This is a genomic window from Amycolatopsis sp. NBC_00348 (assembly GCF_036114655.1).
GTDB lineage: Bacteria > Actinomycetota > Actinomycetes > Mycobacteriales > Pseudonocardiaceae > Amycolatopsis.
In genome coordinates, this window is record NZ_CP107994.1 from 1,282,252 (window position 1) to 1,294,818 (window position 12,567).

General features: G+C 71.3%; 6 protein-coding genes. 4 read left to right on the plus strand and 2 right to left on the minus strand.

Features of this window, described 5'->3' with window-relative positions; genetic code table 11:
* Positions 1–79: 79 nt before the first annotated feature.
* The 4 genes from OHS58_RS05985 to OHS58_RS06000 all read left to right on the plus strand — a co-directional run bounded on the left by OHS58_RS05985 (position 80) and on the right by OHS58_RS06000 (position 10,540).
* A complete protein-coding gene (locus tag OHS58_RS05985; protein ID WP_328647431.1) occupies positions 80–6,844 on the plus strand; it encodes an SDR family NAD(P)-dependent oxidoreductase in 6,765 nt (2,254 codons plus the stop codon).
* Position 6,845: 1 nt separating this feature from the next.
* Entirely contained in the window at positions 6,846–8,054 is a 1,209-nt protein-coding gene (locus OHS58_RS05990) for a cytochrome P450 (protein WP_328647432.1), read from the plus strand.
* Between the two features lie 92 nt (positions 8,055–8,146).
* Positions 8,147–8,995 (plus strand): SAM-dependent methyltransferase, encoded by an 849-nt coding sequence (locus tag OHS58_RS05995; protein WP_326950852.1) that lies wholly within the window; start codon positions 8,147–8,149, stop codon positions 8,993–8,995.
* Between the two features lie 72 nt (positions 8,996–9,067).
* Positions 9,068–10,540 carry an MFS transporter gene (locus OHS58_RS06000; RefSeq protein WP_328647433.1) on the plus strand — a complete coding sequence of 491 codons (1,473 nt, stop codon included), beginning with the start codon at positions 9,068–9,070 and terminating at the stop codon, positions 10,538–10,540.
* A gap of 548 nt (positions 10,541–11,088) precedes the next feature.
* Here the strand turns inward: OHS58_RS06000 and OHS58_RS06010 are convergent.
* Both OHS58_RS06010 and OHS58_RS06015 read right to left on the minus strand, forming a co-directional pair.
* Complete coding sequence (locus OHS58_RS06010) at positions 11,089–11,658, minus strand: dihydrofolate reductase family protein (protein WP_326950850.1); 570 nt, start codon at positions 11,656–11,658, stop codon at positions 11,089–11,091.
* A 27-nt stretch (positions 11,659–11,685) separates the two neighbouring features.
* Complete coding sequence (locus OHS58_RS06015; RefSeq protein ID WP_328647434.1) at positions 11,686–12,489, minus strand: alpha/beta fold hydrolase; 804 nt, start codon at positions 12,487–12,489, stop codon at positions 11,686–11,688.
* Between the last annotated feature and the right edge of the window lie 78 nt (positions 12,490–12,567).

The following is a 12,567-nucleotide window of genomic DNA, read 5'->3' on the forward strand; positions in this document are numbered from 1 at the left end:
CAGGGGCACGTCCGCGGGACCGGAGCGGGAACGGCATTCGTGACCATCGATAGCGCGACGAACGCGAACGGAGCCTGACATGAGCCACCGCGTCGGTTCGGTGACCGAGCTGTACGAGCTGGTCAGCCGGGGAGAGATCGACAAGGCCGAGGCGATGCGCCTGGCCAAGCAGCTGAAGACGGCCAAGCGCGCCGAGCCCGCCGAGGCCGCCGGGCAGCCGGCCGGGGTCGACCGGGACGTGCTGCGGGACCGGGTCTGCGACGTGCTCGCGGACAAGGTCCGGCAGCTGCTGAAGGTGAGCGCCGACGACCTGGACGTCGACGTCGAGCTGAGCGAGTACGGCCTCGACTCGGTCGTCATCAGCCACCTCGTGAGCATGGTCAACGACGCGCTGGGCCTCGACCTCAAGCCCACGGTGGTGTTCGAGCACCCCACCCTGCGCGCGCTGGCCGGCCACATCGCCGTCGACCACGAGACGGGTCTCGCGGACCGCCTCGGAGTGCGTCCCGCGGCTGGCGTGCAGGCGCCCAAGGCGGTCGCCCGACCCCGTCCGGTCCCGGTCGAACGGCCGCGCACCGGGGACCCGGTCGCGATCATCGGGATGAGCGGCCGCTTCCCGCAGGCCGACGACCTCGACGCGTTCTGGCGCAACCTCTCCGAGGGGCGCGACTGCGTCAGCGAAGTGCCGGCCGACCGCTGGGACTGGCGCGAGCTGTACGGCGACCCGTTCGACGAGGCCGGCCGCACCACCGTCAAGTGGGGCGGGTTCATCGACGGCGTCGCCGACTTCGACCCCGAGTTCTTCGGCATCGCACCCCGCGAAGCGGCGCTGATGGACCCCCAGCACCGGCTGCTGATGCTGCACACGTGGAAGGCCCTGGAGGACGCCGGGTACGCGGCGGACGCCCTGGCCGGCACCGATCTCGGCATCATCGTGGGCACCGCGACCACCGGGTACCACCGCCTGATCGACGCGCACGCCCGTGGCGGCGACGGCGTCGCGGCCACCGCCACGGTGCCGTCCATCGGCCCGAACCGGATGAGCTTCTTCCTCGACGTCCACGGCCCGAGCGAGCCGGTCGAGACGGCCTGCTCCAGCTCCCTGGTCGCGCTGCACCGCGCGGTGTCCGCCCTGGACCGGGAGGAGTGCTCGCTCGCCGTCGCCGGCGGCGTCAACACCGTGCTCGTCCCGGACGGCCACATCAGCTTCGGCCGCGCCGGCATGCTCAGCGAGGACGGCCGGAGCAAGACGTTCTCCGCCGACGCCGACGGCTACGCCCGCGGCGAGGGCGTCGGCATGCTGGTGCTGAAGAAGCTCTCGGCGGCCGAGCGCGACGGCGACCACATCCACGGCGTCATCCGCGCGACGGCCGTCAACCACGGCGGCCGCGCCAACTCGCTCACCGCGCCGAACCCCAGGGCCCAGGCGTCGGTGATCCGCGACGCCCACCGCCGCGCCGGCGTCGACCCGCGCACCATCGGCTACATCGAGGCGCACGGCACGGGCACGAAACTCGGCGACCCCGTCGAGGTCAACGGCCTCAAGGACGCCTTCCGTGAGCTCTACGACGGCGCCGACGTCACCGGCGCCCACTGCGGGATCGGCTCGGTCAAGACCAACATCGGGCACACCGAGCTGTCCGCCGGGGTCGCCGGCGTGCTCAAGGTGCTGCTGCAGCTGCGTCACCGCACGCTGGTCGAGAGCCTGCACTGCGACACGGTGAACCCGTACGTCGAGCTGGCCGGCAGCCCGTTCTTCCTGGTGCGCGAACGGCAGCCCTGGGCCGCGCCGGTCGACGCCGACGGCGCCGAGCTGCCGCGCCGGGCCGGCGTCAGCTCGTTCGGCTTCGGCGGCGCGAACGCGCACGTCGTGCTGGAGGAGTACCGCCCGCCCGCGCCGGCCGGTGCGGCGGCGGGACCGTTCGCCATCGTGCTGTCGGCCCGCGAGCCCGAGACGCTGGTGACCCGCGCGCGGCAGCTGCTCGCCTGGACCGACGGCCGCGGCGACGACGACCTGGCGAGCGTGGCCTACACGCTGCAGGTCGGCCGGGTCGCGATGCCGGAGCGGCTGGCGTTCACCGTCGAGACGCTCGACGACCTGCGCGACGCGCTGCGGGCGTTCGTCGCCGGGGAATCGCGCGGCGACCTGCATCGCGGCCGGCCGCAGCCGAACGCCGCGTGGCGCGTGCTCGCCGGCGACGAGGACATCGCCGCCGCGATGGACACCTGGGTCGCCAAGGGCAAGCTGCCGCGCCTGCTGGAACTGTGGGCCGCCGGGTTCGACTTCGACTGGCGGCGCCTGCACGGCGACACCCCGCCGCGTCGCCTCCCGCTGCCGACGTACCCGTTCAACCTGCGCCGCTTCTGGATCGCCGACCGAGCCGACCGAGCCGTCCGCGCCCCCCGAGACGCCCGCAACCCCGCCCCGCCACGCGAGCGTGTCCTGGACGGCAGCGAGTACTACCTGCGTGACCACTGCCTGCGCGGCGTCCCGGTGCTGCCCGCCGTCGCCTACCTGGAACTGGCGCGCGACGCGCTCGACGCCGAGACCGGCGTCCGGATCAGCGACGTCCGCTGGCTGCGGCCGATCGAGGTCACCGAGCCGCGCCGCGTCGAGGTCCGGCTCGACCCGGCGGATCACGCCGGGCGCCGCGCGTTCGAGGTGCACGTCGACGGCGACGCGGCGGTCTACGCCCAAGGCACCGGCGAGATCGCCGCCCTGACCCCGGAAACCCTTGCGGTGGAACAACTCCGTGACGGCTGCACGCACAGTCTGGACGCGGCCGGGTTCTACCGGACCTACGAGCGCATCGGGATGGACTACGGCCCCGCGCTGCGCGCCGTCCGTTCCCTGCACTACGACGACGGCATCGCCGTGGCCCGACTGAGCCTGCCGCGCGAGGCCGAGTCGCCGCTCGTGCTCAACCCCAGCCTGCTCGATGGCGCGCTCCAAGCCGTCCTGGGCGTCTGGCTGGGCGAGGACGATGGCACGGCGGCCCAGCTCGCGCTGCCGTTCGCCGTGCGGGAGGTCCAGGTGCACGCCCCGACCCCCGCGGACGGCTGGGTCGTCATCCGCAGTCACCCCGACGACCGCGGCGGCGACGTCCGCCGGCTGGACGTCGACGTGTGCGACGCCGACGGCCGCGTCTGTGTCCGCTTGCTGGGCTTCAGCACGCGAACCCTGCCGCCGGCCACGAACACGGAAACCCGCCTGATGACGCCGGTGTGGGACGCGGTCGCCGTCGACCCGGCCCCGCTCTGGCCCGCCGCCGATGCCCGCGTCGCCCTTGTCGGCGGAACCCCGGACGACCAGGCCGAGTTCCGCCGCCGCTACCCGGACACCACCGTGCTGGACGCCGGCGAGTCACCCGCGGGCTTCGACCACGTCGTGCTGCTGGCGCCCGAGGTCCGGACGGCGTTCCGGCTGCTCAAGGCGGCCACCGGCGACGTCGGCTGGACCATCGTCACCCGGCAGGCCCGCCTGCTGCCCGGCGACACCCGCGTCGACCCGGACGCCGCCGGCCTGCACGGCCTCTTCGGGTCGCTGGCCCAGGAGTACCCGCACTGGCCCGTCCGCGTCGTGGACGTCCCCGCCGGCGCCCCCGTGCCCTGGGACGACGTCCTGACCCTGCCGCCGGAGCCGCAGGGCGCGCTGCTGGCACGGCGCGACGGCGAGTGGTACCGGCAGCGCCTGCTGGAGCTGGCGGCGCCCGTCCCGGCCGGGCCCGCGCACGCGAACCTGCAGCCCGACGACGTCGTCGTGGCCATCGGCGGCGCCGGCGGCATCGGCACCGTCTGGACCGAGCACCTGCTGCGCCGCCACAAGGTGCGCGTCGTGTGGATCGGCCGGCGCCCCTTGGACGCCGGCATCGAAGCCCGCCGCAGCGCACTCGCGGCCCACGGTCCCAAACCGGACTACATCCAGGCCGACGCCACCGACCCGGCGGCGTTGCGCCGGGCCCGCGACGAGATCGTCCGCCGCCACGGCCCGGTCCGCGGCGTGCTGCACTCCGCCATCGTGCTCGGCGACCAGAGCCTGGCCCGGATGGACGAAGAGCGCTTCGCCGCCACCTACGCGGCCAAGGCCGACGTCGCCGTCACCATCGCCGACGTCTTCGCCGGCGAGCCCCTCGACTTCGTAGTGTTCTTCTCGTCGCTGCAGTCCTTCCTCACCTCGCCCGGTCAGGCCAACTACGCCGCCGGCTGCACCTTCGCCGACGCCTACGCCGAGCACCTCGGCACCCGGCTCGACTGCCCGGTGAAGGTCGTCAACTGGGGTTACTGGGGCGGGGTCGGCGTGGTCGCCGACGACGCCCACCGCGAGCGGATGGCCCGATCCGGCGTGGCGTCGATCGAACCGGCCGAAGGCATGGCCACCTACGACACGCTCATGGGTTCCCGGCACTCGCAGCTGGCGTTGCTGAAGGCGACCTACGCGCTCGAAGACGACGTGGTCGAGCAGCTCGAACCCCGGACCCCGGCCCTGATCGCGTCCCTGCGTGACGGCCGTCCGGACCGCACCGACGAGGTCGCCCGGCTCCGCGAGAAGATCGACGGCCACAACGAGAAACTGGACGCCGCCCTGGTGCCGGTCCTGTGGACCGTGCTGCGCTCCCTCGGCCTGTTCGAGGACGGCCGCGCGGCCACCTCCGGGGAATGGCGGTCCCGCGGTGGGATCGCCGACGAGTACGACCGCTGGTTCCGGCACACCCTCGACGTCCTGACCGGCACCGGCCACCTGCGCCACGATGACGGCCGCTACTCGGCCGATCCGGCCGCGCAGACCGATATCGCCGAGTGGGACCGGCACCGCGACGGCTGGCTGGCCGAGGCGTCCACCCGGGCCCAGACGACGCTCGTCGACACCGCACTGGGCGCGCTGGCCGACATCCTCACCGGCCGCCGCCCGGCCACCGACGTGCTGTTCCCGGCGTCGTCGATGGACCTCGTCGAAGGCGTCTACAAGGCCAACCCGGTCGCCGACTACTTCAACGAGGTCCTGGCCGAGACGCTCGCCGGGTACGTGCGCCGCCGTGTCGCCGACGATCCCGGGACGAAGCTGCGCGTCCTGGAGGTCGGCGCGGGGACCGGGGGCACCACCGAAACCGTCTTCCGGCACCTGAAGCCGTGGGCCGACCACATCGAGACCTACTGCTACACCGACATCTCCAAGGCCTTCCTGCTGCACGCCCGGCGTGAGTTCGCCGCGCCCTTCCTCGACACGCAGCTGTTCGACGTCGAGGCGCCCCTGGCGGGACAGCCGATCCCGGCCGGCGGCTTCGACGTCGCCATCGCCACCAACGTCCTGCACGCCACCCGCGACATCCGGACCACGCTGCGGAACACCAAGGCGACCTTGCGCGCCCACGGGATCCTGCTGCTCAACGAGCTGAGCGGCGGCAGCCTGTTCAGCCACCTCACCTTCGGCCTCCTCGACGGCTGGTGGCGCTACGACGACCCCGCGCCGCGCGTGCCCGGCACACCCACGCTAGCCCCCGCCACCTGGCAGCGGCTGCTGACCGAAACGGGCTTCCGCGGCGCGTTCCCCGCCGCCGACGGGGCCGACGACCTCGGCCAGCAGGTGATCGTCGCCGAGAGCGACGGCGCCGTCCGTCAACCGCGGCAGGCTACCCCGCCCGCGGCCAAGTCCACTGTGGACAAAGCCGGGGAGAACGGGGCCGGCCGCGTCGCCGAGCTGATGGCCGAAGTGCTGGAGATCGACGCCGGACAGCTCGACCCGGACGTGCCCCTGCGGCGCTACGGCTTCGACTCGATCTTCATGGCCCAGTTCCTGTCCTCGGTGAAGAAGCACCTCGACGACACGATGACCCTGGACGTCATCGCCGAGTGCGAAACGCTCAACGACATCATCGCCCGTGTCGGCACGTCGGCGAAGCCCGCCGAGACGGCGGACGCCCCCGAGCTGATCCGGATGAACCGCGGCGGCGAAGGCCGGCCGGTCTTCTGGATCCACCACGGCAACGGGGGAGTGGAGTCCTACCGGCCCCTGGCCGAGCACAGCCGCCGGCCGTTCTACGGCATCCAGCCGAAGGGCTGGCTCGGCGACGGCGAGATCCTCAGCGGTCAGGTGCCGATGGCCGAGCACTACGCGGCCCTCATCCGCGCGGTGCAACCGGACGGGCCCTACGACGTCGGCGGGTTCTCCCTGGGCGGCCTGCTGGCCTACGAGGTCGTCCGCCAGCTCCAGCTGCAGGGCGCCGAAGTGAACACCCTCGTCATGCTCGACACCCTGGACGCCGCTGCGACCAATCGCGTCAACGCGATCATGCAGGGCGGCCGGGCCGAGCCGGACGTGATCGCCAAGGTCTGCGCGTTCCGCGCGGTCAACCTCGTGCTCGGCAACAACCGCCTGGACGCGAACGACGGCAGCACGCCGATCCTGCACCGGGACGAGGTGGATCCCGGCCTGGACTACCCGGAGTTCCTCGGCTCGCTGCTCAAGGCCGCGCTGGCCGCCGGGATCACCAAGACCGAGGCGCAGCTGCGCACCCAGGTCACCCAGCTGGCGCGCTTCTTCGAGGTGCTGCACACCGGCGACCACGTCGTCGACCCGCTCCCGCGGCGGGACGCGGTGCGCTGCTACTACGTCCGCAACCGCGGTGGCCGGTTCTTCGGCGACTTCGAGGAGTACATGGTGCTCTTCGCCAACCCGGACCTGCCCGGCCTGGACGGCGTCGAGTACTGGCGCGAGTGGGAGGAGCGGATCGACGACTTCTTCGTCACCGAGGTCGCCACCACCAACCACACCGACGTGATGACGGCACCCGAGTCGCTGGAGAAGGTGCTGCGGCTGTGCGACACCCTCTACGGAAAGGAAGCCTGACGTGCTCACCGAATTCGACGAGTGGGGGGTCGACGAGCGCCAGTACTGGCTGCGCGGCATCGAACCCGAAAAGGCCGTCGCCTACGACGCCGAGACGCGGATGTGGCACGTCTACGGCCACCCCGAGAACGTGCAGCTGCTGAGCAAGCCGAAGGTGTTCTCCTCGAACCTGCAGCGGGTGATGGGCGCCGAGATCGGCGGCGACAACCCGGAAGAGACCTACGACGAGCTGCTGTACATGGACCCGCCGGACCACACCCGGCTGCGCAAGCTCGTCAGCCACGCGTTCACGGCCAAGGTCGTCGCCGACCTGGAGCCGAAGATCGCGGCCCTGACGAACGAACTGCTCGACGAGGTGAAGTCGTCGGACCGGCTCGAGCTGGTCGGCGAGCTGGCCTACCCGCTGCCGGTCACCGTGATCTGCGAGCTGCTCGGCATCCCGGCCGGCGACCGCGACCTGTTCCGCAAGCAGGCCGAGTCGCTGATGCCGTCCACTTCGGACGACGTCCAGCTGGTCGGCCGCTTCGAAGGCCAGGAAGAGGTCACGAAGACAGTCATCCAGCGGCACCGGGAGTTCGCCGAGTACCTGCAGCAGTTCATCGACGACCGGCGGAAGAAGCCCCGCGAAGACCTGCTGAGCGGGCTCGTGCACGCCGAGGTCGACGGGGAACGCCTGACCGGCAAGGAAGTCGCGAGCCTCGTCGACACGCTGCTGCTCGCCGGGCACCTCAACACCACGATGATGCTCAGCAACACCATCCTGTGCCTGGACGCGCACCCGGAGGAGTTCCGGCGCACCCGCGAGGACCGCTCCCGGCTGCCGGGCGTGGTCGAGGAGTCGCTGCGCTACCTGCCGCCGTTCTCGGTGACCTCCCGGGTGACCGCGGCCGAGACGGAGCTCGGCGGCGAGACGATCCCGGCCGACCAGCTGGTGATGGTGTGGATGGCCACGGCCAACCGCGACCCCCGTGTGTTCGACGCGCCGGCGGAGTTCCGCCCGGAGCGCCACCCCAACCCGCACCTGACGTTCTCGCGCGGCATCCACTTCTGCGTGGGCGCCGGGCTGGGCCGGCTGGAGGGGCGCGTCGCGCTGAACACCCTGCTGGACCGCTTCCCGCACCTGGCCACGATTCCCGATGAGCCGCCGCGGTTCATCCGCACCGACCAGATGTTCAACGCGCACACGCTGCCGCTCGCCGTCTCGACCTGAGCGGCCCCTTCGACGGGAGGAGTCACGCAACTTCCGAGAACTTCCAGTCACTGCTCGTGTATCCGACCGCACCCCACGTCAAGGAGAGCTTCATGACCACCGAGTCGCTGCCCAAGCCCGAAGAAGTCGGCACCTTCTACGACGCGACCAACGACCTGATGACCCAGTTCCTGGGTGGCAGCACGCACTACGGCTACTGGACCGGCCCGGACGACACCAGCACGTTCGAGCAGGCGGCGGACCGGCTGACCGACATCCTGACCGGCAAGCTCGGCGCGACGGCGGGGGACCGCATCCTCGACGTCGGCTGCGGCCAGGGCAACCCGGGCGTGCGCACGGCGATCCGCACCGGCGCGGACCTGACCGGCATCTCGATCAGCGCCCGGGACGTCGAGGTGTCGAACGCCCGCGCCGCGCGTGAGGGCGTCGCCGACCGGGTGCGCTTCCAGCGTGCCGACGCCATGGAGCTGCCCTTCGAGGACGATTCCTTCGACCACGTCTTCGCGCTCGAGTCGATCGTCTGCGTGCCGGACCGCGTCCAGGCGCTCAAGCAGATCGCGCGGGTGATCAAGCCGGGCGGGTTCGTCGCGCTCACCGACTTCAGCGACCGGGACGCCGCGGCCAACGCGCAGAAGAAGAAGGACCTGGAAGAGGTCGGCGAGTCGTGGCACACCGCGCCGCTGGTCACCGAGGCGGACTACGAGACGTTCGCCGCCGCGGCCGGCCTGGAGGTCGTCGAGGTCACCGACATCACCCTCAACACCAAGTACACCGAGGAGCGGTTCTACGGGCCGCTGCGCGAGTACGCCGAGAACAACGACGTGCCGCCGGAGATCACGCAGGTGCTGGAGATCGCGCCCAGCCCGGAAGAGCTGAAGGCGATGAGCGACGGCGCCCCCTCGGTCGGCGTGCTCCTGATCGTCCTGCGCAACCCCGCCTAGGACGTTGTCCGGCTGGAGGCCGGTTTCCGGCCTCCAGCCGGTCCCGCGGCCAGACCACAGAAAGGAAGGCACATGTCCGAAGACCGCGCCGCCCGCGCTGTCGCCGACACCCAGGAGGTGTCCGCGCCGCCGGCCCCGGACCCCCGGCGCTGGGTGCTGCTGGCCGTGGTGGTCACCGCGCAGCTGCTGGTGGTGCTGGACGCCACGGTGATCAACATCGCGCTGCCGTCCGCGCAGAACGCGCTGCACATCTCCGACGCGGACCGGCAGTGGGTCATCACCGCGTACACGCTCACCTTCGGCGGGCTGCTGCTGCTCGGCGGGCGCGTCGCGGACTACGCGGGCCGCAAGCGCGTGTTCCTGATCGGCCTGGCGGGCTTCGCCGTCGCGTCCGCGCTGAGCGGCGCGGCCACGACCGGCTGGATGCTGTTCGTCGGCCGCGGGCTGCAGGGCGTGTTCGGCGCGCTGCTGGCCCCCGCCGCACTGTCCCTCATCACGGTCACCTTCACCGAAATGGGGGAGCGGGCCAAGGCGTTCGGCATCTTCGGCGCGGTCAGCGGCGCCGGTGCCGCGGTCGGCGCGCTCGTCGGCGGCGTGCTCACCGAGTACGCCAGCTGGCGCTGGTGCCTGTTCTTCAACATCCCGGTGGTGGCCATCGCCTTCGCCTTCGCGGTGCCGAACATGCGGGAGAGCAAGATCGAGGGCCGCGCGCGGTACGACGTCGCGGGCGCGCTGCTGGGCACGGTCGGCCTGATCGCGCTGGTCTACGGCTTCACCACGGCGGCCGGTGAAGGCTGGGGCTCCGGCCTGACGCTCGGCCTGATCGCGTTCGCGCTGGTGCTGCTGGCCGCGTTCGTCGTCGTCGAGGCGAAGGTGCGCGCCCCGCTGCTGCCACTGCGGGTCGTGCTCGACCGCGACCGCGGCACCGCCTACCTGACGTCGGTCCTGCTCGGCGTCGGCAGCATGGGCATGTTCCTGTTCATGATGTACTACGTCCAGCAGACGCTGGGGTATTCGGCGCTGCAGGCCGGGATCGTCTTCCTGCCGTTCCCGATCTGCGTGGTCCTGACCGCGACCTACACCGCGAAACTCCTGCCCCGGTTCGGGGCGCGGGCGTTGATGACGCTGGGCGCGGCGCTGGCCGCGGTGGCCGTGCTGGCGCTGACCCTGCTGGAGCCGGACTCGTCGTACTTCGGCCTGATCCTGCCGGTGCTGGTCGTGATGAGCGTCGGCATGGGGCTGGTGTACACGCCGATGAACAACGTCGCGCTGAGCGGGATCGACTACGCCGACGCGGGTGTCGCGAGCGCGCTGGTGAACACGTCGCAGCAGATCGGCGGTTCGCTGGGCACGGCGCTGCTCAACACGATCTTCACGACGTCGGTCGCGTCCTACCTCGCCACCACACCGGGCGACGCGGTGGAGGCCACGATGCACGGTTACCACGTGGCGTTCGCGGTCAGCGCGGTGCTGCTCGTGGCGAGCGCGGTGCTGGTCTGCGCGTTCGTCCGGGCGCTGCCGAAGACGCCACGCGTCACCGCCTGAGCCCGACCCGCCGGTGACGGTCCACAGTGGACTGTTACCGGCGGGTTCGGCCGGCCGAACCCGCTGCCGCGCTGACCGCGGCGTTCCGCTCATCGAGTACTGAGCGACGTCCGGCATTTCCTCCGGAGGGAGCCGTCCGCGGAACGCAGGCCGGCGTCAGTGCTCGTTACCCTCGGCGCCGCCGGAATCGGGCACTGGGTCGATGCCCTCGTCATCGGAGCACGCGATGGGGTGAAATCGCAGTCTCCGTCGCACTGTTCAGAGGGTAACGGTGCCAGACCATCACGACGGTGTTGTCTTCTGGAACTCGTTCAGCGACAGCAAGCATCTGTGCATTCTCCACTCGTCACAGACCGACCACCCGAACCAATGGCAGGGTCGAACGGTTCAACCGCACCCTGTTCGACGAATGGGCCTTCACCCGCCCCTACCTCAGCAAGGCCCAACGGCGAGCCGCGTTGCCCGGCCGGCTCCGCCACCACGACCGTCGCCCCGGACACACCGCGATCGGCGACCCACCCCTTCCACGTTCCCGACCTCCCCGGACATCACATCGAGCGGGCTCGCTCGAACGTCGTGACCATGATCCCCTCGCCCACCGTGAGCGCGTCGATGAGCCGCCAGCGCGACATGTCGCTGGTCCGTTCGATCAGCCGCCGCCCGGTGCCGAGGACGACGGGGAACATCATGAGGTGCAGCTCATCGACGAGGTCGTGCTCCACCAGGTCCTGGACGAGCTGGATGCTGCCCGGCACCTGGATCTCGCCGTCGAACCGCTCCTTGAGCGTCGTGACCTCGGCGATCACGTCACCCGCCAGCACCGTGGTGTTGTTCCACGCCGGATCCGTGAGCGTGCTCGACACGACGTACTTGGGCATGCTGTTGTACTTGTCGCCCAGCTCGTCGTCGACGTGCGGCCAAGCCCCGGCGAACGACTCGTAGGTGCGACGCCCGATCAGCAGCGCGTCGGCGCCCAGCGCCTCCTCGACCTTGAAGCGCTCACCGTCGTCCCCCCGGTCGAAGGCGAACGTCCAGTCCTTGTGCACGAAGCCCTCACCGGCCGGGGCCTCGACGACCCCGTCCAGCGAGACGAACTCCGTGACGACGATCTTCCCCATCCCGACTCCCTCCCACGCCGCTAATGTTCAGTGGTCCTGGACGAACTGCCGGATCGCCGGGGCGAGCACGTCGGCAGCAGCCGTGTGGTTCTCTCCCGGCACGACCTGTAGCGTCGCCTTCGGCAGCACCTCCGCGGCCGCCCGCGCACCCGTGATCAGGAACGGGAACGTGCCATTGCCGTGCACGACCATGGTGGGCACGGCGATCCCCACCCACCGGTCGGTCGGCAGTGGCCGGCCCTGCATCACATCGCACACGACCCGCCCGTCGTAGGCGATGGTCGGCGCGACCGCCTCCAGGACGGGCCAGTACTCGCTCTGGCGCATGTCGGCGACGAACTCGGGAGGCATGCCGACCGCTGCCGTCATGAACAACTCGACCGCGTCGCCTGGCCGCCCGGCGGCGCAGGCCGCCTCCAGCTGCTCGACGTAGTCGGTTGGCAGGGGCGAGCGGGCGTCGTCGACCACGAACGGCGGCTCGAACGCGACGAGGTGGGTGACCGGCAGCCCGGCCGCGACAGCGTCCATGCACAGGATCGAGCCGGACGACCAGCCGAAGAGCACTGCGGTTCCGCCGGCCTCCGCGATGATCGCGGCGAGGTCGTCGATCTCGCGCTCGACGGCGTAGGGCAGCGTGTCGGTGCTACGTCCCCGGCCGCGCCGATCGTAGGTGTACACGCGGAAGGTCTCGCTCAGCGCCTCGGCAAGCGAGACGGTATCCGGGCTGACCGCCGGGTAGGCCGTAGCGCCGTCCACGAGGATCACCGGCCGGCCACTGCCCCGGACCTCGAAGTGGATTGTCGTGCCGTCCTTGCTTTGCACTGTTCCCATGGCTCTTCTCCGTGTTCGCAGGTTCGACCGGAACAAGACCGTACAGTACCCAAACAGGAACGAGACTGTCTAGTACAC